We start from the raw sequence: 22,262 nt of genomic DNA on the forward strand, positions 1-22,262 counted from the left end.
ATTCTATAAAATTTCACTTCTGAGAAGGGAATACTGGTCATTCCCGCATATCTCGCTAAGGGAGTTGGATTCGACGCGGTACTGATGTACCATGCTTCTTCGCGAACGATAATCAAAACTTGCCGCTTTGGCCAACGCAGTTGGCCAAAGCGGCAAGTTTTAGGGAAATAAGCTCACAGAGCTCTAGAGTCTACTCATTTTCGGATTGCTTCATATATAAATATCTGTTTTCCATTCCTTGGTGTTTGGTTGTAGTCGAAATCGGCGGATACCACGACCTCTGAAAAGCCGATGCTTTCTAAAATGAGCTTGAATTCTTCGACGCCATACCAACGTATGGCGAAACGTTGCAGTTCGGTCTGGATAAGGGCACCGTTGCGCCACTTTTCATATTTTAAATAGGTAACTTTGCATTGACTGTATATATCAGCTTCAACCAGTGTGCTGTCCATGGTGATGCTGTCTCCATTCGGCAAGCTGAATGTCGATGTACCACCAACTGGACCACACTCGAAATTCGTATCCGGCAGGAAAAAATCAAGGATAAGTCGTCCCCCTGGCTGGAGATGTTCGTACAGGCGCTTTAGTACTTTTATCGACACTTCCCGGTTCTCAATTAACATGAATGAACCACCTGGTATAATGATAGCTTCGTATGATTCAGGCAAAGAAAGCTCCTCAAGATCTGACTGGTATAAATGGGCAACTAACCCTCGTTCCTCGCATCGTTGACGGCAAGAAGCTAACATTTCGGGAGAATAATCAATTCCATCCACAATAAGTCCAGATTCGAGAAGCGGAATGAGTACACGCCCGGAACCGGTCATTGCTTCAAGAATACGCCCCTCACATTGTTTCAGTCTGTTGCGGTAATACTCTATATCACGATCCGAGTTTTGACCTATTTTCTTAGTGAGATCATAGACTTCTGTACAAAGTTCTCCATAATAGCTGAAAGACATATATTTTCCCTCCGTGATGAACTTGTAGGAAAATCACTCAAGTTCATTTACAATTACTTAATTATAGATTTAAGGGAATATATGGTCAACGCACAAAATAATTATAAAAAAACTTGCCGTACATCCCACGAAAGTAAATAGTGTCGAAGTCCATCTCATGAAAATTACTTAGTTGAACCTGTAAGACCGAACAAACCCAAAAGGAATGTTCAATCATGAAAAACCAAGTGTTCATCAAAAAAGCCGTTCTCTCCGTCATGCTGCTGTCCGCCGCTATCAGCCCCGTTGCCGCCTATGCCGCTGACGGAACTAGCAAAATCCCAACACCGAAGCCAGGTGCAGCGTCCTCCGCCCTGACCAAAGTTCCGGGTACCTACAACTTCCTCTCCGTTGATCATATTGATCCACCAGAATGGGGCGACCGTAGGAATCGGTAGCGCCCGGATACCAGTTTGGTCCCCCGTTGTAATTCACTAAACCTCTCCATATGTTATTTGCGCCCGCCAGGTTGATCATATCATTTAGAATCATAGCCCCCATATAGACTTGATCCTGCTGATCGCTGTGGTTGTAGGCATGTCCAAATGTGGAGCTGAATTTACCGGAATAACCATTTCTTGTATTTGGTTCAACTTGCATTAATCCATCCCCACCGGAGGGACCGCTTGAATCTGCCCCGTAGCTTGTTTCCTGCTTGATAACGGCACAAATCAACAAAGCAAAATCCCCATTTTTGCCAAACCGGTTATCCGCATTCACTGCATAGTTCCATATATAGCTGGGAGCTTCAGCAGGTTTGGATACGGTTGAAGAGCCGCCTGTTACAAGGTTAAATGCTTCCCATGCACCGCCTACAGCGGCTTTGTTCGCACTCAAAACCGCGCCGTTATTTAAATCCGTAGATACATACTGATGATTATTGGCCATGGCTTGAAGCGAGATGGTTCCATCCGCTAAGGTAGCTTTCATGAATTTCTCCCATATTTTCGATGGCAGATTCGAACAACTTTCAGCAGCATTGTTCAACAAGAGTCGATATATCTATGCTCATGCAAAGAGCAAGCTGAACACGAAGTAGGATGTGTTCGAACTTGCTCTCGTGGATAAATAAGCAGAAATATAAAGGGAATACTAATAAGCTAATTAAACGGCTGTACGGCCTCCATCAACAGGAAGAATGGCTCCATGAATAAAGCTGGAACTATCAGTTGCCAGAAAAATAATTGCAGCAGAGATCTCGTCGGGTGTAGCAGGACGTCCAGCAGGGGCCTGAGCGGCCAATTGGTCAAGCATACCACCCATTTGAACAGTACCTTCTGTGCGGGTTGGTCCCGGACTAACTGCATTAACTCGAACTCCACTAGGGCCATATTCAGCAGCCCATGATTTTGTAAGCAGACTGAGTGCTGCTTTGCTAGATCCATAAAGGCCCAGGACGGACGTGCCTAACTCCGCTACCATAGTCGTAATGTTGACGATTGCTCCTTTACCACGTTCGGCCATTAAGGGTGCAAGTTCGGCCACAAGAAAGTAAGGAACTTTGACATTCACTCCAAACACATTATCGAAGTCGGACTCCGTAGTTTCATGGGTTGGACCGATCGCACCGATCGCAGCGTTATTGATCAGAATGTCAATATGACCGCCTCCGAGCTCAATTGCTTTTTTCGCAAGTGTACGTGCACTCGCCTCGTCTTTAAGATCTGATGCTACGAAATCGACCCTTCCGCCAACAGCACGTATATCGTTTACTGTTTGCTCTCCACGTTCGATATTGCGTCCAGCAACGATGACATGAATGCCAAGCTCAGCTAGTGCTTTTGCGGTAGTTCGGCCAATCCCGCTTGTTCCTCCTGTAATAAGAGCTGTGGTTCCGGTTTGTTCTGAAATCATAAGTAATTACCTCTTCTCATCATTTTATGGATCATTTGATCCATTTTTTGTGGATCGAATAATCCAATAATAGTGATTATTTTCTGGATTGTCAACTCCATTTTTGCTATAATTAAATTATGAAAACTTCAGACGATTTAAACAAAACTTTATATAAGCTGAAACTTACCTCGAAGGGACAGGCTACACGAAATCGAATTGTTGAAGCTGCAGCTGATTTAATGTCCGAGCGAGGCATTGGTCGTACATCTGTGGAAGATGTCCAGCGTCTGGCAAAAGTAAGCGCCTCTCAGCTATATCACTATTTCAGTGACAAAAAAGAGCTGGTACGTGCCGTAATCGCACATCAGACCGAGGCAGTTCTAGATGCCCAGCAGCCTTACTTAAGTAAGCTCGATAGCTTTGAAGCACTGCAATCATGGAGAGATCTTATTATTGAAATCCAGACTCAACGGCAGTGCAAAACTGGTTGTCCCATCGGCTCTTTAGTGGGTGAAATATCCGAGACGGAGGAAGAAGCCCGTTCTGAACTTGTGTCTTGCTTTGCACAATGGGAGGCTGAAATTTCCAGAGGATTACATGAAATGTACAATCGCGGTGAGCTACGATCCGAATCAAATCCTGCTAGCTTAGCGTTGGCTCTTCTCACGGCACTTCAGGGTGGTCTTTTGCTCTCACAGGTGCGTCGAGAAGTTGCACCACTTGCTGCCGGATTAGATGCTGTGCTGGATCATATCCGTTCATTTGCCACTTAACTCCTTCAATATGGCTTGTACAACATTATGGTATGGCCTTTTACAGTTGTAGAAGTCTCAAATTAGAGTATGCCAACCCAACGAAAAAGCCCCTTCCGCTGAAATTTCTGCAGAAGGGGCTTTAGTTTTGAAAAATAGTTAGTTTATTTTACGCCATCGTTTAGAGTCACCGGAGTCAACGTAATCCCATTCGTATTAAAAAGGGTTCCGTCGTCGTCCTTCACATACTTATATTCGTTAGTAGTGGAGCTGAACAGCTTCGCCTGACCGGTCGAATCTTCGAACTGCTCTTCCTTCACCGGCATTCCTGTGGCTTTATCAGCATAGCCGAATAGCTGTATGTTGGCTTCCGTGGTGTCGTTAATATAAGCACGGTAGCTTTGAGAATATTTGCCGAGTGTTTTTCCATCCGGGGATTGTTCATCGCCAACATAAGTCCAGCTATTGTCGGTATACAGGGCTTTCTCATTTTGGAAATCAAATCTTTCGGCACCTGGCTTCTCCGCTTTCACAATCTTTCCGCTCACAGCATGTCCATCCGGCTCTCTTTGGATTACAATCATGTCGTCTTGCCCTTCAGTTTGATACGAACTATGATAATTTCGTACCTGATGATCAGCCGTATATTCCTTGGAGTCCATTCTTAACTGTTTCGTCACCGGGTTGTACCAATATTCGGAGTCTAAGGTCTGGCTTCCATCGGCTCTTGTATAAGACATTTTTGAGTACTGGATGGTTCCCTGCTCTTGATCAACCGCAGGTGTAGAAGTTGCTACTACCGGGGCCGTGATCAATACATTCTTGGATACTACATCGTTGCTGTCAGCTGCGTATGCAGCAATTGAACCCAGACTTGCGACGACCAATGCAGATGCCAGAGCCATCCCGGCGATTTTATTCCTTTTTCCGATTACCTTGAATTTCATGTGATCTACCTCCGCTTTTTTATGATGATTAGGAATTTGTAATTCCTGCTTGCATCCCTATTATAAAAAAGCAATATTGCATAACTATCGAAGAGTTGTAAATTAGTTGTTACTTATGGGGAAGAGGAGCTTTACTTTGGTACCGATATTTAAACGGCTGGTGATTTCAATCTTCCCGTCATGCAGGGTTATAATTTCTGAACATATAGCCAGACCCAGGCCAGCGCTGTGATGGGACTTCGATTGGGTTTTATCCACCATGAAAAACGGTTCAAATATATGAGGTACGTCCTGCTCCGGAATTCCAATCCCCTCGTCCTCTACTTCAAACACATAGAACCGATCACTGTCACTATAACCTCTGAAAAAAATTCGGCTACCTTCTGTGGATGCTTTCATCGCATTATCCAGCAGGTTGGTGCACAGCAGGATGAACAAATCCTTCTCTATCATGAGCTTATGAGGTTCAACGGAAACGACCAATTCAATATCTGATTTCTCAAGTCGAGGCTTTAAAGCTTCCTCTATCGCCACGCAGAGCGGTGTGATCTCTTCCATTTCAAGAATAGGCTTTTCTTTACCGACCAGGATCAGATCCATGAGTTTAAACGACAGGCTCTCCAGTCGCTTTCCCTCGGAGTATATATAATTTAATGCTTTGAAATAGACAGCTTCATTGTATTTGGTTGTACGTAAGAGGTCAGCATATCCGATAATTGAGGTGAGGGGTGTTTTTAATTCATGTGTCAGGTAATCAATGAAGTTCTGGCGCTGTCTTGCTAGCACCTCTAGCTCATCAACCTTGTCCTCCACTGCGTCCGCCATCTGGTTAAAGTTCTGTGCCAGAATGCCAATCTCATCATTAGAGAGCACGCTTACCCTTTGTGAGTAATCCCCTCGCGTTATGGTCTGAGCCGATTTAGTGAGAGAACGAACGGAGCGCGTCAGGTACCAGATCATCAGATACAATCCAACAGCCAGAATCAAAGTAATGACGATATAATCGTCGGCCCCGAGCTTAAGACCTTTGACTTTATCGGTAATGCTATTTCGGGCAGTCAAAAAAATAACGAGAATTCCTCCCGGCTCCAATTTACTCATGATTTCAAAACCATCTTGATCAGGCATATTGATATCCAGAAGGACCAGGTCTGGAGCATACGTGTTTATGTGCTCAAGCGCCTCTGATCCGTTGAATACCTGCTTGCTCGCATAACCTGCAATATCAAGATTCGTCTGGATCAAATCGGAAATCGCCTGATCATCTTCAACGATTAGTATTTTTTCCATAGTCAGCCTCTTTGTTCGATCATAGGTTAGCCCATACTAGTATTCAGGATAATGGCTTCCCTTGAATTATAGCTTACATGTAAGTCGGGAAACTATTTAAAAGATGTAAAATAGTTGTAAAGAATCCTACGCCTATTCATCAATTAAGGTTGGGTGGATGGCTTGCGAGATATGCTAAGATAGGTAACAAGTTTAAGGTGGAGGTGATTTATGAAGATCGAGCTTAACAGGCAAACCGCTAGGAAAATAGGTATTATGCTTGAATCTAATCTTATTTGGTATAAGCACTATTTCTTATTTTGTGATGAAGTCATTGAAAAAATGGATAAACCTCCGTATTGGATTATCGAACTTGCAACAAAAAAGTATATAGGGGATGCAGTGAGAATTGTAAATGGCTACGCCTTTTCGGAACCATTTGAAGCTTTCCCGGATTCGTTATATGATTTTCATATAGGCTGTCTGTATGTAAGATATGAACGGAAGGAACTATCATGGGCATCATTTCTGGAAGAATCCGGTGATTTTGCAGATGGTTATCAAGCAGTGAAAAAGGACTGTCAATTTTTCTACTATATGTTCAATGATTATCACGACAGTGAATATTCACTGGATTTAGAACTTAAACAAGCTGAGCTAGTGAAGAAAGAGTTTATGAATGAAATTTATGAGGTGCAGGGTATTTATACCCCATTTGTTGATTATTTTCGTAAGTATGTGTTATCCCAAAAGTAAATGGCTCTGTCGAAATCAGATATCATCCCCATATAATTCGTTCAAATGAGCGATATGATCCACTCCCCAATCATTCATGGCCTGCAATAAGGGGGTCATTCGTTGGCCGTATGACGTAATGGAATATTCGACTTTGGGAGGGACTTGCGGATAGACCTCGCGATGGATGATATCTTGATACTCTAATTCCCTTAGTTGCTGAGTGAGCATTTTTCGGGTAATGTCCGGGAGCGGAAGAATCATGAATATAACCTTATGGATTGTGCAGGGGATCTTGGGAGTAGGCTTTATTTTTTCCGGTTGGATGAAGGCGTTCCAGTATGAAAAAGCAAAAACGTCCTGGCCTTGGGTGAATGAGGTTTCGAAAGAATTAGTTTTCTTTATTGGAATCGTGGAATTGTTTGGCGTACTAGGGATCGTTTTGCCTCAAGCGACGAATATTGCACCTGTACTGACGCCGATTGCCGCAATCGGGCTTGTCCTAGTTGTTCTCTTTGGAGCGTTATTCCATATGAAGCGAAAAGAATATCAAGAAATTGGCGTGAACTTGGTTTTCTTGGTTCTAGCCCTAATTGTCGCAATTGGCCGCATGTGAGTAGTTGAAGATAAAAAAAATCCCCTCCGCCATTTCGGCAGAAGGGACCCTTCAATTCTTAATGATTCGCGAATCCTTTTAAGATCTCATGCACTTGGCTAACCATAGCGGTCGCGTCTGCACGGGTGATCCCGTCCTTCGGATTAAAATTGCCGTTTGCGTCCAGCTTCACGATCTTCAAGGAAATTGCCGTCTGAATAGCTCCTGAGTTTAAGATATCGATCTTGCCGTTATCTTTGATCTCAACCGGAATCAGATTAAGCAACGGAAGTTGGCCGCTCGTTTGGAGCGTATGAACCAGCAGATACGTGAACGATTCACGGGTCATTTCGGCTTTTGGATCGATCTTGATTTGCAGGTCCGCCTTAGATCCAACGGCTTCTTTGATCAATTGAATAGCTTGCTCTGCCGTAAGGATCTCGCTCACAGCTTCAGGTGCGGGGTGAGCTTTCAAGAATTCCACGGCTTTGTTAACGATGGCAGTGCCAGCAGTACGGGTAATATCGGCCTTCGGATTAAAGTTCCCAGCCTCGTCTAAGGTAACGAAACCAAGGGCGATTGCCGTTTGAATGGCACCCGAATTTGAGATATCCATCTGATTCTCATCCTTCACTTCGACCGGAATGACATTGATCATCGGCAGTTGACCGCTCGTTTGGAGGGTATGAACCAGCAGGTACGTGAACGATTCACGGCTCATCCTGGATTTCGGATCGATCTTGATCTGCAGGTCAGCATCCGGTCCAGCGGCTTGCTTGATCAATTGAACGGCTTGTTCTGCTGTAAGGGTCTCGTTCACAGCGACCGGCGCCGGATGTGCCTTCAGGTATGCCAGTGCATTGCTAATCTCTACGGCAGCCTCGGCCCGGGTAATTTCTTTCTTGGGGTTAAGTTTTCCGTTTGTATCCAGCTGCACAACACCATAGTTCAACGCGCGCTGGATCGAACCGGAATAATCGACCTTGACTTGATCCTGGTCTTTAAATTCAACAACAACAGGCTTCACCATAGGCAGTTGGCCGCTTATCTCGATCGCATGAATGAGCTGATATGTGAATTCTTCGCGCGTTAACTTCTGGTTTGGCTTCAAATCAGTGGGCAGATCCAGTCCGTTAACAGCAGCAATAATGAGGGCTTGTGAGTACCAAGCGGAATTACTGGCATTTGCAAAATAGTCTGTAGCCTTGGGCTCTTTAATGAATCGGACCAGATCCAGATTCAGTCCCATCGCATTGACGATCATCTGAACGCCTTCAGCCTCCGAAATGGCCATGTGCGGACCAAACAGGTAGGTGCTGATCCCTTTGATCAAGCCGCTGTTTTGCAGGGCAATGATCTTCTCTTTGTCTTGAACGTTATTTAAATCTTTGAAGGTTGCGGCGGAAGCAAATTGTTGCCCAGCAAAACTGAGAGTCAGGGCAGCAGCAGCGGTTATCGTTATCATCTTGAATGTTTTCTTCATTTCTTTCACCTCGTGTTGTAGTTTGTTGGTTATTTGTGATCTTAGACGTGCCATTGTACAAAAAGGTTACAACAAGATTTATTCCCTTATAACATCTAAAAAAACGAAGTGAGAGTAAGAATCCCGTTGACTTTGACGTCGTGTCGTACTTTAAGCTGTTCATTGAAGGGAGGAGCTATGGAGCTGCAGACCATAAGCGAGGTTACCAAGAACTATCAGATCTCAACAAGAACACTCAGATATTATGAGCAAATTGGATTGCTTCAGAGCTTGAAGAAGGAAGGATATGCTTATCGCACTTATGATGAGTGTTCGTTAAAAAGACTGGAACAGATATTGATCTTACGAAAGCTGAGAATTCCATTAAAAGAAATTCAGAGAATTTTGCAAAGTGAAGAGACACAAGTAGCACTAAACGTTTTTCAAGGAAAAATCCAAGAGCTATCGAATGAAATATGGACATTGTCTGCAATTCAGAGGGTTTTAAATCAATTGGTAATCTATCTAAGTGAACATGTAGAAGTGAAAATGAACCCTGAATATTTGTCTGAAGAATCAATACTGCAGGTCATTGAAGCCCTCCCCGTTACAAAAAATAAGCTTAAGGAGGAACCAACCATGAATGACTTGAATCTAGCCGACAATTATTTATCCCAACTTAAAGATGTGAGAATTGTATATTTAGCCCCCGTATCAGTTGCCTCGATACACTGTGCAGGTGGGTCACCGGAATACGACACAGGGAATGAACTACGGAAATTTATGATACAAACAAATCTGAAAGAGGTGAAGCCCGATCTACGGCATTTTGGTTTTAATCATCCCAATGGGCTTAAACCGGACGGAAGTGATCACGGATATGAGAGATGGGTAACCATTCCCGACAATATGGAGGTGCCGGAACCCTTCGTGAAAAAGATATTTCCTGGCGGCTTATATGCGGCCCACATGATACCCATGGGAAACTTCGAGGAATGGGGCTGGCTTACGGATTGGGTGAGAAACAGTAATGAGTATGAACCGAACTGGGGCGATCCAGATTGTATGAATGGTTCATTGGAAGAACATTTGAATTATATTAATCAATATCACTTGAGCAATGAGGAAATTGATAAAAGTTTGCAGTTGGACCTGCTGCTTCCGATAAAATCAAAGGGGTAATTTATCAAAGAAACGACTGCGCCGTCCATATAAAGGACGATGCAGCCGTTTCTTCTTGTCAAAAGTTGTTCCTTCAGCCATTGTCGCTAGCCGTCAGGGCTTTTTCCCAGACATGGCTTCTAAAAATCGCCTTAAAGCCAAGTCTTTTATAGAAGTCCATAGTAGATCCTACGTAAGCGGATTTTGCCCCGTATCCGGCGATTCGGTGGAGTCCTTCCCTAATGACGGCGCGAGCTAACCCTTTCTTACGGGCAGCAGCTATGGTCCCGACAGGCTCTAGAACACCGTGCTGATTTAGGGTGTCGTACCATAGCGTACAGAATGAAACAACTTCTCCTGAGACGTCGACAACAGACAGATCCAAGTCCGGTCGATAATCGGGAGCTAGCTTCATCCGTTCGAAAGCTAAGGGGAAAGTTCGATCATGGGCTTCTTCAAAGTAACCGAATGCTTTGGCATGAGCAAGAGCCTTGGCTTCGCTCGAAACGTCCAGTCCTGATTGAATGCGATAACCCTGTGGGAGATCAACGGACCCAAGATTGCGTAAGGAAAGAGTTGACATGGAGTCATCCCAATCTAATTTTTTGTAGCCTCTCGCAAGCGCGATGGCCTCCCGTATGGGGTCACCCTCTGGAATTCGTAAACGGATGACGCGCAAGCCCTTGTCCTGTATAGTTAAGCTACTCTCTGCAAAAACGAACATTTCTTCAAGTATCGCTGAAGACAAAGGGAATCTCACCTGGAAAAAGGCTTCACCGCTCTCTTCGCCTTCCGAATTAACGACTCCGACGATCATACCCGTTTCATCTTCCCAAACGCCCACAGTTTTTTCCCAGGAGTCGAACGTTCCATGCATCGTATGGCTGACCATTCTGCAGAAGTTCCATCTGTCGATAAGCCAATTTCCTTGATTGCCTGATTCCTTGAAGCTGGTAACAAGCATGTCACGGACTTTTAAGAAATCTTCTGTCTGGTAACTGCGAAATTTCACGTTCATCTTTTCACCGCTTTCGTATGCTCAAGATCATGTTCATCATACCAAGAAATGGAAACGTCCGGGATGTAGCAAATAATTAAATAAAAACTTGCCGTTACAGACATCACTGAGAACCGTATCATAAGTAGCTCTGGTATAAAATAATTACTCAGGGAAGGGTGCTGCCGTATGAACAAAACGGATCGTTTGCTGGCCATAGTACTTGAGCTCCAGCGTAACAAAGTGTTACGCGCTGAGGATTTGGCGGCCATATTTGAAACAAGCGTAAGAACCATTTATAGGGATATTCAGGCTTTGAGTGAAGCGGGCGTATCCGTGATAGGGGCGCCAGGACAGGGATACTCCTTAATAGAAGGGTATTTCCTACCGCCGGTCAGCTTTACAGTGGAAGAAGCCGTGACGTTACTCATCGGGACAGATTTTATCGAGCAGTGGTTTGATGCCCATTATGGCAGTAAGTCTCGAACTTCTAGAAGGAAGATTGAAGCTATTCTGCCGGAATCGGTCCGCAGTGAGGCAACCCGGATTCGCAAGAGCTTTCGTCTGATTGCAACTGCTGAAGATGCAGCACGAATACAAGAGAAGGCCTATATAGAAGTGATTCGTCGAGCGATATCGGAGGAAAAGAAAATTAGCTTCCATTATTCCAAAAGAATCGCTGAAGCCGACGGGAACCGTCAAAGTGTTCGTACTGTTGCCCCTTATGGACTTGTTCTTTTGAATGGGGCATGGGTGGTTACCGGATGGTGTGAATTGCGTCAAGACATCCGACATTTCCGATTATCCCGGATGACGGAGCTTATCGATCTGGAAGCCAGATTTGAGCTGCCAGCAGATTTTCAGTTAGATGAGTACCAGCCTCCAGATGATCGCCACGTTCTTGTGCGCATCCAGGTCCAACCTGATATTGCCGATAAGGTAAGGGAGTCTAACCATTTCTATACAGAAACCATAGAGGAGCATCCGGAAGGGTTGCTGATAACCTTTCGTGTTCGGCAGCCGGAGGAATTGCTGCAATCCGTGCTTGGCTGGGGAAGCGGAGTGGTTGTGCTGGAGCCGGAATCCCTCCGGCATCGGGTTAGAAATGAACTAGAGAACATGTTAAAACGCTACTGACATAATGGTGTCAGTAGCGTTTTTGTATACTTGGATAAAAAGATAGCTAAAGGAGCTAATAGATGATGATTACAACAAAGGAAGCATTACAACGGTTCGAGGAAACTGCGACATATTATATAGATGAACTGGATCAATACAATATGGAGCAACTGAAGCAAAAACCAAGTGAAGACGAGTGGTCCATAGGACAGATGGTTCAACATCTCATTAACTCAGCGCTTAATATGCATCTTCCTAATATGGATCAATGCCTGGTGCCAAGCCTAGATACCTTGCAATCTCTATCAGAAAAAACCGAGGCAGGTGCGGCTGCATTCGCTCAAGAAAGTTTCCCGCCCATTCGTATTCAGGTTCCGCCTTCCCCGCAATATACGCCGGCACAGCCGGAAAGCAAAGAGCAGCTAATTCAAGGATTACAGACGGTCATCCAGAGAATGCAGGAGATTGAACCCACTCTTGAACATGTGTCCACACAAACTACAGTGGCTCATCCGTCATTCGGCGGACTGTGTGCGGAAGAATGGTTCCTGCTTGTTGAAATGCACTATCGTCATCATCTTCTGCAGCTGAACCGCTTAAAAACAAACTTTGGTTCTTGAAAGAGACACCATCATTTCTTGAAAATGAGATAAGCTAACAAAGCCGCTTCAGGATTGGTGTTGTGTCTGCATCCCACAAAATCAGTCTTTAGCGATCCAAACAAATAGTAAAAAGACTCCTGACCATTCGTGGTCAGGAGTCTTTTGTTGTTTTCTGTCGAAGTTTGTCATTTTCCCGTCATTGGGGGTTGATATATTGGTATTAACTCATATGAAGGAGGAAATGAAATGCGTAGTCTATACAAAAAGGGAATTTCTATTATATTGGTGATGTTAATGGTGTTCAGTGGAGTTAGTGGGCTCCTCATTGGAGGAGACAAAGCGCATGCAGCAGGATTTGCAGGGGGTACAGGTACGGTAACTGATCCGTATTTGATTGCAAATGCGGCACAACTTGACGAGGTCAGAAATCATCTGGATGCAGGTCTTTATTTTAAACTGACAGCAGAGATTGATTTGAGTGGGTACGTTAATTGGGAGCCAATAGGGTATTATAATTTTATTAATTATGGCTGGGATGATCAAAGATTTCAAGGAAATATAGATGGTAATGGTTTTGAAATTAAGAATTTAACAATAGATAAAGAGTCAAATAATGTAGGGCTTTTCGGAATTGTGGTGGGTGGGTCGTTCAGCAATATGATCCTTAGAAATGTTAATGTTAGAGGTCTAAAGTCGGATTCAACGGGTAGCTTCGTGGGTGCCTTGGTTGGGAACAACTATGGTTCAACTATTAGTAATAGCTATGTCACAGGAACAGGTAGCGTAACGGGAGCAGGACCTGCTAATAGAGTAGGCGGATTGGTTGGAACAAACACCGGAACCATTGTAAACAGCTATACTACCATAAATGTAACTGGATTAGGTTATGTTGCTGGACTGGTTGGACAAAACCAAGGAACCATCAGCAATAGCTATGCTACGGGAAGTATAACTGGAACAGAGGATAATATTGGGGGTTTGGTAGGATATAACATGGAGGGACCGATAAGCAACAGTTATGCCACGGGAAGTGTAACAGGTAGAAGTGCCGTAGGCGGTTTAGCAGGAGTAAATAATGGTTATTGGGGTGCGGCAGTCATCAATAGCTACTCTACAGGAGCAGTGACGGGGACTGGAGCTGATGTAGGCGGCTTGCTAGGGGTTTATCCTGGAATTGGAAGCTTCAATAACAGCTTCTACGACAGTACAACATCAGGGAAATCAGATACTGGAAGAGGTACACCTGAAACAACCACACAGATGCAAGATGCAACTACATTTAGTAGCTGGGATAGTTCGATTTGGTATTTTGCTCCTGGCCAATACCCTCAATTGTGGAAGGGTTTATTGACACAAGGAACGAATGGTGGGACAACGAAGCTGACCCAGTTTATCGAGGGTATGGAATATTCGACGGATGGTGTTACGTATATCCCCTTCACGGGTTCTTCCGATGATATTAATGTAAATACAGGCGATATGATCACGGTACGTTTATCGACAAATCATTTAATAGCGAAGACATTTACAGTCAGTAACTCGGACATTAGACCAGCAGCGGCACCGGAAGCGGAATTGCAAGCTGGAACAAATCCGGGAACAACGGAGTTAATAGAGGTAACCGATGAGATGGAGTATAAAATTAACACAGGCATTTATATACCAGTTAGCACTGGAGAAATAAGCGTGGACAACCTTTCTGTGATTGTAGGAGATACGATTTATGTCCGAACAGCGCAAACCGGCGATCAACCGGCATCCAATGAACAAGTGTTGAATGTAATTGGAGAGAATATCAAGGTTGTCACCATTACAAGCTCAGTGATCGATGGCGTAACAGTGCCAGTAGCAGGTGAAACGCCAGTAGCAACCTTACCGGAAACCACCGAGTACACAGCAACGATTGCTTGGTTACCGGAACATAGCACATTTGCTACAAATACAGCATATACAGCAACAATTTCAATTACACCGAAGGTTGGGTATACGTTAACAGGTGTAACCAAAGACTCCATTGAGGTCTTTGGAGCAACAGCATCTAATGATGCGGATACAGGCGTTATCACAGCGGTATTCCCAGCCACAGACGCGACAGTCGCTGCAGCTATTACTGGAATAACAGTGCCAGTAGCAGGAGCAACGCCAGTAACAAACTTTAATACAGAAGAGTATACAGCAACGGTAAACTGGTCTCCATACCATACAACCTTTGCTCCTAGCACAGCATATACCGCGACAATATCACTTCTTCCAACAGCTGGTTATACATTAAAAGGTGTAACGGAGGACTTCTATACAGTTGCTGGAATTGAAGCTTCAAATGATGCTGGATCAGGCGAGTTAACAGTGTTATTTCCAGCAACAGGTGCGACAATCACAACTGCTGCTATTGCCGGCGTTACAGCACCTGAGGCAGGAGGGGCACCAGTAACAGTCTTGACAGATACAACCGAATATACAGCAACGATAGCTTGGTCGCCTGTTTCTGTGACCTTTGCTACTTACACAGCATATACCGCGACAATAACTCTTACACCAAAAGAGGGATACACATTCGCCGGTGTAGCTGAAGACTTCTTTACAGTAGATGGAGCATTACTGACAACAAATGCTGCGGATTCGGGTGTTATTACAGCGATATTCCCAGAAACAGCTGCGACCATTACAACAGCAGCCATTACGGGTGTTACAGTGCCAGTAACAGGAGCAACGCCAGTATCAGAGCTTGCCGATACGGATGATTACACCGCAACGATTACTTGGTTACCGGCAGACAGCACATTTGCTGCAAATACAATATATACAGCAGCTATAACAATCACACCCAAAGAAGGACACACATTAACAGGTGTGGATGAAGATTTCTATACCGTATTTGGAGCAACGACTACAACAAATAACGTGGAGACAGGGGTTGTAACAGCGGTATTCCCGGCAACCGAAGCGGTAATTGGGACAACAACGATATCAGGAGTAACTGTGCCAGTCTTTGGGCAGGTCCCAGTTAAGACTCTAGCCGATACTACGGAATATACAGCAACGATTAATTGGTTACCAGAGGCTGTGATGTATGCTCCAAGCACAGCATACACAGCAACAATCACGATCACACCGAAGGCAGGCTACACATTGGTAGGTGTGGGAGAGAACAGCTTTACAGTAGCAGGAGCATTAGCTACAAACTCAGTTAATTCAGGTTTTGTCACTGCGGTATTCCCAACAACAGCAGCAGCGAGCAATATTGCACTGCTGACATCGATAATTGGCACAGTAAGTGCAGGCGGAACAGCGAACGAAACCATTACGAGCATTCCCTACGGAACAACGTTAGCAGCGCTTAAGGCAGCGATTACAACATCCGTGAATGCAACGTTCGATGTGTTCGATGCAGATGGAACGACGATAGCTACTACTTTGGCAACAGGTAAGAAAGTTATTGTGACAGCGCAGGATGGAATAACGAAGGTCACATACACAGTGACAGTGAGTTCAGCAACACCAACACCAACACCGACACCGACACCAGCACCAGCATCAGTACCAACACCGACAACAACAACTAATGCTACCGTTATCTCTACAGATGGTTCTATCAAACTGCCCGCAGGCAGTGCCGGCCAAGTTAGCCTAAAGGATGACCTCACGGTTACTATTCCAGCAGATGCAACAGGTAAGGAACTAAATGTAACTATTGAGAAAGTTCAGAACACACAAAACCTGTTAACGAAGCAAGAGGTTCTACTCAGCCCGGTTTTTGAGATCCTGAAGAATTTCAAGGAGAACTTTAATGCGCCTGTATCGTTGATCTTTCTTTTCGATCCGACAAGCTTAACGGGCAACCAAAGAGCAGCCGTATTCTACTATGACGAAGTGAACAAGGTCTGGGTGGAAGTCGTCGGTAGCAAGGTAAGTGGCAATAAAATCACCGTAGATGTTAATCACTTCACAAAGTTTGCGGTATTGGCTGCTGGCGTTAAGGCAGACAACGCAACACCAGATCCACTAAAAGTTAACTTTAGCGATATCTCTGGACATTGGGCAGAGGCAAATATCAAGCAAGCGGTAAGCAGTGGTATAGTAAAAGGGTATGTAGACGGCACGTTTAAGCCGAGTGGAATTGTAACACGTGCGGAATTTGCTGTCATGATGATGAATACGTTGAAGTCGCAAGGAGAAGGAACGGCTCTGACTTTCACGGATACGTCTAAGATTGGAGCTTGGGCGCAGCAAGCAGTCGCTCAAGCCGTACAAGCAGGCATTATTAATGGTTATGAGGATGGAAGCTTCCGTCCAAACGCAGAAATTACACGTGCCGAGATGGCAGTAATGATCGCGACTGCATTAGGTCATTCTGATGAACCAAATGCTGACACTGGATTTGTAGACGCGGGAATTCCAACATGGGCGAAAAACAGCATTGCTTATATGAAGCTATCAAGTCTTATGCAGGGAAAAGGTAATAATGTTTTCGCCCCTCAAGACTTTGCAACAAGAGCTGAGGCGGCTACTGTTCTCTTGAATGTATTGGCACAGAAGATTAAATAAAAATGAGGTGGTATGCGTAAAGTAAATAATAGAGTATTAATAATAAAAGGGTGCCTGAGAAGGCACTCTTTTATTTCGTTGTTATAGTGTTAAGTGGGGAGAACATTTTCTTGGGATACATTAAGCGGCTTTTGCTTTCAAAGGTTCCTTGCGTTTGATGAAAAAAGCTAAGACCAACGCGATAACAGCAGCTCCGGTAGTGACCATCGAAGAAACATTCATCCCGTGTATTAAACTGTGTACATCACTTGTATTTCCCAAGCTTCCTCCATTATAGCTCATCATGATGGTGATGAGCAGCGCGGTCCCGATGGAACCGGCTACGGTTCGCAAGGTCGTGTTAACGGGAATCCCGTGCCGGATCAACTCGGGAGCTAGTGAATTCATGCCACTAGTTATGACCGGCATTATGGTTAGACTCACTCCAATCATCCGGAACGAATAACCAACCATCAAGAAAGCATAGGAAGTTGTCTCCGTTAAATGGGTAAATAACAAGGTGGATATTACTGTTAAGCTTAGCCCTGTAATGACCAGGAATCGGGCACCGAATTTATCGAATAACTTCCCTGCTATGGGCGACATGGCCCCCATCAGGATCGCACCGGGCAGCAGCATGAGTCCTGATTTAAGCGCCGAGTAACCAAGCATGGTCTGCATATAGATGGGCAGCAGCAGTTGTGCGCTAAGCATAATAATCATCAAAATCATACTGATTACCGTGGCTAAGGTGAACGAGGTACTCTTAAATACTCTTAATTCCAGTAGGGGGTTATCCAGCATGAATTGCCGCCATACGAACAGACCGAGCGCTAGGAAACCAACCGCTAAGGAGATAAGAACCTCCGTACTTTCCCAGCCTTTACTGCCAGAGATGCTGAACCCGTATAATACCCCGCTGAATCCAAGAGAGGACAGCATCACGGATAAAGAATCTATTTTACTCTTCACTTGCTTCGTTACATTCTTAAGTAAAAAGATGCCGACGAGTGTAATTAATAGTGTGCACGGGAACAGAATATAAAATAACAAACGCCATGAATGGTCTGCTACAAGCCATCCGCTCAGGACAGGCCCAATCGCCGGAGCAAAATTAATGGCAAGCCCAATAATCCCCATGGAGAAACCACGTTTAGCAACCGGGATCAGAATGAAGGCCAACGTTTGCACCAAGGGAAGCATAATCCCAACCCCAACCGCTTGCACAATTCGTCCGCTGAGCAGCAGACCAAAGTTTGGTGAGACCGCGCACAGTAGAGTACCTACAGTAAGCATCCCCATGGCAAATACGAATACTTGTTTTGTTGTGAATCTCTGGATTAGAAAAGCCGTAATCGGGACGACAATGCCGGTCACCAAGGCAAAAGCCGTCGTAAGCCATTGGGCTGAACTCGTCGAGATTTGAAAATCGCCCATAATGCTCGGCAGTGCGGTATTGAGTGAAGACTGATTCAGTAGCCCCAGCATAGCGCCGATAATTAGGATCGCCATGATAAACATTGTTCCTTTTGGTGCCTGTTCCATTCTGTTTCCCTCCAAGAGCAAATTGTAAAATGAATTAGTCAGTTGTGGTTTTCTCCTGCATCCTTAGGTTTGGTCAGCATAACGCCACCAGGCAAGTGTGCCTATAAAACCAATGCATCCAGTCAAATAAGGAAGCGTAAGGCTAAACGCTTGCAAATGGATGCTTTCGTCTCCGGAACCGACGGCGAGAAGAGCGGGAACTGCCCATGGAATATATTCAGCGATACCCATGCTCCCGCTGAGATTAGCAACTACCATGGTAAGTACGACAAATCCTAGAGGGGAGAGATAACCACGCCCAACACTGGCCATCCAGGCTACGGGTATGCATAAACAGATAACCATAAGAGCGAGCCTTGCATACGCTGTAAAGCTTTGAACAATGGTCTCAAGACTCCAGCCATCCAAGTGGACGAACCAGGCAGTTAACCCTCCTACAGCGAACATAAGCACTGCCAGTACCGCGCACCAAACGGTGGCAACGATCAATTTAGCGGCTGCCACTCCGTAACGGGACAGCGGAAGTGCCAGCAAATCCTTGATCGTGCGGTCGGAATATTCCCGGCCAAAAATCCAGCTATACACAAAACCAAATCCGATCAATCCCCCGATCGAAACAGCAGTACCAAGGTGATTCATGAAACCGGGCACATCGGTTTCCCCCTCAATAGCGTTCTGGGAGCCAATTAAGCCGGAAAAGGTGAGTCCGAGCATGACCGGCAGCAGTGTGCTGGCGAGTAATGAAATCCAGAGTAGTTTGGAGCGGCGAATTTTCAGGCTTTCTGTCCATATTGCAGTTGAAAATGGGTTCATCCTTTGCTTCCTCCCTCGATTTCAATCATTCTAAGAAAATAGGTCTCCAGATCCTCTTCCTGGACGGTAAGCTGGATTGGCGGCATATGCGCATTCACCAGCAGCTTGGCGATTCGGTCTGGATTCGCTATCGAGTGATCCTCAGAGAGCAGCAGCCCATCCGCGGACATCTTCACCTGATAGCCTTCCTGAATCAGCTTTAACCGCGCAGCTTCAGGATTCCGGGTCTGTACAAGCAGACGTTTTTGGAGTAAATGCTGCAAATTTTTTACATCTGTTTCCTGCAGCAGCTTGCCACGGTGAACAATTCCAATCCGCGTCGTCAGCCTCGCGACCTCGCCCAGAATATGACTGGAGATAAAAATCGTCACACCGTGATTGGCAGCAAGCTCGAGGAGCAGCTGTCGGACCTCAACAATTCCTGCCGGATCTAGTCCATTGGTAGGCTCATCCAGAATCAGCACTTTCGGATTATGTAGCAGCGCCTTGGCCAAACCCAGCCGCTGCCCGTTGCCAAGTGACAAATTCCCGGCTTTACGGTCCCGGTAGGGGGTAAGCTGAAGCTTATCCATTACCGTATCGATGGCATCGCGATCAGGGATGCCCCGCAAACGGCGGATGATCTCCAGATTCTCCAGAACGGTCAGCTCAGGATAGGAGTAGGGTGTTTCCACCATGTATCCTACATCTGCCCACAGCTTATGACTGCCGGCATCCACACGTTGTCCGAACAAATAAGAAGAACCGGAGTCGGGTCGGATCATGCCTAGCAGCATTCGTATGGTTGTGGTTTTGCCTGCCCCGTTCAGTCCCAGGAACCCGTAGATCTCTCCTTTGTTAACATGCAGTGAGAGGCCGTCAACCGCTGGATTGTTCCGAAAATGTTTAGTTAGACCTTCTGTCCGAATAATCGCATTCATCTACCCATCTCCTTTAAATCTAACTAGTTGTTTATATTTTGTGAAAATAAAAACCATCTTTTAAAGTAAAGACGGCTCCATGACACCATGAATTATGAATTTTGAAATCTGCTCAATGGTTTGTTCTCTTATCTGTGGTGAGTCCAGCTTACCCAGCACATTCCCATACCGGGAGAAAGCCTGAATAGTCGCTGTGGTCATATTCAGAATCAGTATTGGAAACATTGCCGGATCAAAATCCTGCCGGATGATTCCATTCTTCTTAGCGGCTGCGGCGAGCTCATATAGTTGGGTGATATCATCAGGACGGTATGTGATTTGATTCCAAGTCTTCCAGTCTTCCGCAGCCTCCCAAAAAAGAATCTTCAGATGGCGCGGGTGCTCCAGAAGAAACTCATATATTTCTTTTGTGATTTTTTCCAGGAATAACCGGAATACTATAGGATCTTTTACAAGATTGTCATTCTTCATGAAATCAGTAATTGTCGATCCTGTCGCCTGTTCACTGATTTGGTCAGCTCGTTTGATGACTTCTGTATAAAGTCCCAACTTGTCGCCAAAATATTGATAGATCATACTTTTATTGTACCCGGATGCCTTCGCAATTCCATCAATTCGTGCCGCCGAATAACCAAGCTCAGCAAACATCTCCTCAGCAGCATCAAGGATAATCACTTTGGTTCGGGCGGCATCGTAGGTTCGCGAACTTTTTTTACTCTCTGTGGGCTCTATTATTTCCACTTCCTTTACTTAAAACTAACTAGTTGGTTGAATTATATTGCGATATTGAAGAGAAGTCAAGTAGAAGTAACGAAGCAGAGGAATTATTGCAAGTCACACTTGAATTTTTGAAAATAGCCATTTTCGTAGTAAGATGAGGATGATGGAAATAAAATGAAATAATGGGGGCGTTCTTTGTTGAGAAGGTTGTCGATTCTAGCAATAATATGTGTTTTGGTATGTAGTGTAGTTCTTATTCCCGCTCCCGCATCCGCAGCTTCTAAGGGGTCCCATATTTTTGTGGACGGGGTGCCGTTGAATTCGAGATCCGTGAGCAAGAGCGGGGTATCGTTCGTCCCTTTCCGGGAATTGTTCGAGAAGCTGAAAATGAATATCGGCTATGATGCAAAACTGCAACAAGTCACGGGTACCAAAGGCGATTTGAAGATAATGTTTACGATTGGCAGCAAAACAGCATACGTTAATGGACAGAGAAAAGCACTGCAAGCAGCGCCTTTCTCCCAGAATGGCACAACGTTAATTCCGATTCGAATCGTTGGGGAAGCCACGGGAAACGCCGTCTATTATTCGGCGGCAGCAGATGTGATACAAATTAACAGCCCGTCCTTTAAAGGTGCCTCTTATACCATTGATGAGATTCCTATCTTATTCAATGCTAATGGAACCGTCTTATTCGGTCCCGACGCCTTGAAGGACATGAATCAGCAAAAAGAATTAGCCGAGATGGATGCCATTAAGGAGTTCACCGCCAACGCTCCCAAAATCCGTGTTGTTGGAGTACCACCAACACAGGAGCAAGCCAAAGAACCCGGCTATAAGGGATATCCCAATTATTTTGACGCCAATTATGTAACTGCAGCCGGAAACAAGGAAACGTTGCCTCCACTGATGAGCGAAGGCTGGATTTCTTTAGCTATGCTCTCAGAAATAGAAAACATCAGCAATCTTGGCAATAGTAATTCCAATATTCTTAGCATAGGCAAATATGTGGGAATAAATATTGTTAGGTATAATATCGTTTTGACAGATGAGTATAAAAAAGCACAAAAAGGCGATTTTACATTAAGCGATATACATATCAAAAAGTATAAAGGCACGATGTATCTGAACATCGAAGATTTAAAGACGGCTGGCCTGATTGAGTCTAATTAAGTTTTGTGGAAATAGTGAATGAATAGCTTACATGAAATGGCGACCCTACTTGGGTCGCCATTTTAATAATTCTAGAATGTGAACCTTATTG

At 44.8% G+C, this 22,262-nt stretch carries 20 protein-coding genes; 8 read left to right on the forward strand and 12 right to left on the reverse strand.

Annotation, left to right across the window (positions count from 1 at the left end; translation table 11 throughout):
* Nucleotides 1–194: 194 nt before the first annotated feature.
* The 3 genes from GJB61_RS13315 to GJB61_RS13325 all read right to left on the reverse strand — a co-directional run bounded on the left by GJB61_RS13315 (nucleotide 195) and on the right by GJB61_RS13325 (nucleotide 2,855).
* Nucleotides 195–962 (reverse strand): class I SAM-dependent methyltransferase, encoded by a 768-nt coding sequence (locus GJB61_RS13315; RefSeq protein ID WP_154118997.1) that lies wholly within the window; start codon nucleotides 960–962, stop codon nucleotides 195–197.
* A 309-nt stretch (nucleotides 963–1,271) separates the two neighbouring features.
* Complete coding sequence (locus tag GJB61_RS13320; RefSeq protein ID WP_195724329.1) at nucleotides 1,272–1,931, reverse strand: transglycosylase SLT domain-containing protein; 660 nt, start codon at nucleotides 1,929–1,931, stop codon at nucleotides 1,272–1,274.
* Between the two features lie 174 nt (nucleotides 1,932–2,105).
* On the reverse strand, nucleotides 2,106–2,855 hold the full coding sequence (locus GJB61_RS13325; protein ID WP_154118998.1) for an SDR family NAD(P)-dependent oxidoreductase: 750 nt from the start codon (nucleotides 2,853–2,855) through the stop codon (nucleotides 2,106–2,108).
* A 119-nt stretch (nucleotides 2,856–2,974) separates the two neighbouring features.
* Here GJB61_RS13325 and GJB61_RS13330 point away from each other — a divergent pair, with 119 nt between their 5' ends.
* Nucleotides 2,975–3,610 carry a TetR/AcrR family transcriptional regulator gene (locus GJB61_RS13330; RefSeq protein ID WP_154118999.1) on the forward strand — a complete coding sequence of 212 codons (636 nt, stop codon included), beginning with the start codon at nucleotides 2,975–2,977 and terminating at the stop codon, nucleotides 3,608–3,610.
* 143 nt (nucleotides 3,611–3,753) lie between these two features.
* Here GJB61_RS13330 and GJB61_RS13335 read toward each other — a convergent pair whose 3' ends face one another.
* Together GJB61_RS13335 and GJB61_RS13340 are read right to left on the reverse strand one after the other, a co-directional pair.
* Complete coding sequence (locus GJB61_RS13335; protein ID WP_154119000.1) at nucleotides 3,754–4,536, reverse strand: hypothetical protein; 783 nt, start codon at nucleotides 4,534–4,536, stop codon at nucleotides 3,754–3,756.
* A 102-nt stretch (nucleotides 4,537–4,638) separates the two neighbouring features.
* Nucleotides 4,639–5,826 carry an ATP-binding response regulator gene (locus GJB61_RS13340; protein WP_154119001.1) on the reverse strand — a complete coding sequence of 396 codons (1,188 nt, stop codon included), beginning with the start codon at nucleotides 5,824–5,826 and terminating at the stop codon, nucleotides 4,639–4,641.
* Between the two features lie 210 nt (nucleotides 5,827–6,036).
* Between GJB61_RS13340 and GJB61_RS13345 the strand changes: the two genes are divergently transcribed.
* Nucleotides 6,037–6,561, forward strand: a complete 525-nt coding sequence (locus GJB61_RS13345) for a hypothetical protein (protein WP_154119002.1) — start codon at nucleotides 6,037–6,039, stop codon at nucleotides 6,559–6,561.
* Nucleotides 6,562–6,576: 15 nt separating this feature from the next.
* Here GJB61_RS13345 and GJB61_RS13350 read toward each other — a convergent pair whose 3' ends face one another.
* A complete protein-coding gene (locus GJB61_RS13350) occupies nucleotides 6,577–6,804 on the reverse strand; it encodes a winged helix-turn-helix transcriptional regulator (RefSeq protein WP_154119003.1) in 228 nt (75 codons plus the stop codon).
* On the opposite strand from GJB61_RS13350, the gene GJB61_RS13355 reads away from it, so the two are divergent.
* Complete coding sequence (locus GJB61_RS13355; protein WP_154119004.1) at nucleotides 6,803–7,156, forward strand: DoxX family protein; 354 nt, start codon at nucleotides 6,803–6,805, stop codon at nucleotides 7,154–7,156. The two genes, GJB61_RS13350 and GJB61_RS13355, sit on opposite strands and share 2 nt — an antisense overlap.
* 58 nt (nucleotides 7,157–7,214) lie before the next feature.
* Here the strand turns inward: GJB61_RS13355 and GJB61_RS13360 are convergent, their stop codons facing one another.
* Nucleotides 7,215–8,618 (reverse strand): S-layer homology domain-containing protein, encoded by a 1,404-nt coding sequence (locus tag GJB61_RS13360; RefSeq protein ID WP_154119005.1) that lies wholly within the window; start codon nucleotides 8,616–8,618, stop codon nucleotides 7,215–7,217.
* A 177-nt stretch (nucleotides 8,619–8,795) separates the two neighbouring features.
* Between GJB61_RS13360 and GJB61_RS13365 the strand changes: the two genes are divergently transcribed.
* Nucleotides 8,796–9,779, forward strand: a complete 984-nt coding sequence (locus GJB61_RS13365; protein WP_154119006.1) for a MerR family transcriptional regulator — start codon at nucleotides 8,796–8,798, stop codon at nucleotides 9,777–9,779.
* A 73-nt stretch (nucleotides 9,780–9,852) separates the two neighbouring features.
* Here the strand turns inward: GJB61_RS13365 and GJB61_RS13370 are convergent, their stop codons facing one another.
* Nucleotides 9,853–10,776, reverse strand: coding sequence for a GNAT family N-acetyltransferase (locus tag GJB61_RS13370; protein WP_154119007.1), 924 nt, complete (start codon nucleotides 10,774–10,776; stop codon nucleotides 9,853–9,855).
* Nucleotides 10,777–10,944: 168 nt separating this feature from the next.
* Between GJB61_RS13370 and GJB61_RS13375 the strand changes: the two genes are divergently transcribed.
* The 3 genes from GJB61_RS13375 to GJB61_RS13385 all read left to right on the forward strand — a co-directional run bounded on the left by GJB61_RS13375 (nucleotide 10,945) and on the right by GJB61_RS13385 (nucleotide 17,021).
* Entirely contained in the window at nucleotides 10,945–11,892 is a 948-nt protein-coding gene (locus GJB61_RS13375; protein WP_154119008.1) for a helix-turn-helix transcriptional regulator, read from the forward strand.
* A gap of 65 nt (nucleotides 11,893–11,957) precedes the next feature.
* Complete coding sequence (locus tag GJB61_RS13380; RefSeq protein ID WP_154119421.1) at nucleotides 11,958–12,494, forward strand: DinB family protein; 537 nt, start codon at nucleotides 11,958–11,960, stop codon at nucleotides 12,492–12,494.
* 228 nt (nucleotides 12,495–12,722) lie between these two features.
* Nucleotides 12,723–17,021: an S-layer homology domain-containing protein gene (locus GJB61_RS13385; RefSeq protein ID WP_154119009.1), complete on the forward strand. Its 4,299-nt coding sequence runs from the start codon at nucleotides 12,723–12,725 to the stop codon at nucleotides 17,019–17,021.
* A gap of 120 nt (nucleotides 17,022–17,141) precedes the next feature.
* Here the strand turns inward: GJB61_RS13385 and GJB61_RS13390 are convergent, their stop codons facing one another.
* The 4 genes from GJB61_RS13390 to GJB61_RS13405 all read right to left on the reverse strand — a co-directional run bounded on the left by GJB61_RS13390 (nucleotide 17,142) and on the right by GJB61_RS13405 (nucleotide 20,953).
* Complete coding sequence (locus GJB61_RS13390; protein ID WP_154119010.1) at nucleotides 17,142–18,545, reverse strand: DHA2 family efflux MFS transporter permease subunit; 1,404 nt, start codon at nucleotides 18,543–18,545, stop codon at nucleotides 17,142–17,144.
* A 63-nt stretch (nucleotides 18,546–18,608) separates the two neighbouring features.
* Entirely contained in the window at nucleotides 18,609–19,358 is a 750-nt protein-coding gene (locus tag GJB61_RS13395; protein ID WP_154119011.1) for an ABC transporter permease, read from the reverse strand.
* The gene (locus GJB61_RS13400; RefSeq protein ID WP_154119012.1) at nucleotides 19,355–20,278 is read right to left on the reverse strand and encodes an ABC transporter ATP-binding protein; all 924 of its coding nucleotides are present in this window, start codon (nucleotides 20,276–20,278) and stop codon (nucleotides 19,355–19,357) included. Before GJB61_RS13400 ends, GJB61_RS13395 begins: the two co-directional genes overlap by 4 nt.
* A gap of 60 nt (nucleotides 20,279–20,338) precedes the next feature.
* Nucleotides 20,339–20,953 (reverse strand): TetR/AcrR family transcriptional regulator, encoded by a 615-nt coding sequence (locus GJB61_RS13405; RefSeq protein WP_338115802.1) that lies wholly within the window; start codon nucleotides 20,951–20,953, stop codon nucleotides 20,339–20,341.
* 354 nt (nucleotides 20,954–21,307) lie between these two features.
* Between GJB61_RS13405 and GJB61_RS13410 the strand changes: the two genes are divergently transcribed.
* Nucleotides 21,308–22,171: a copper amine oxidase N-terminal domain-containing protein gene (locus GJB61_RS13410; RefSeq protein WP_420819750.1), complete on the forward strand. Its 864-nt coding sequence runs from the start codon at nucleotides 21,308–21,310 to the stop codon at nucleotides 22,169–22,171.
* Nucleotides 22,172–22,262: the final 91 nt, after the last annotated feature.

The sequence above is a fragment of the Paenibacillus monticola genome, from assembly GCF_009664975.1.
Classification (GTDB): domain Bacteria; phylum Bacillota; class Bacilli; order Paenibacillales; family Paenibacillaceae; genus Paenibacillus_AQ; species Paenibacillus_AQ monticola.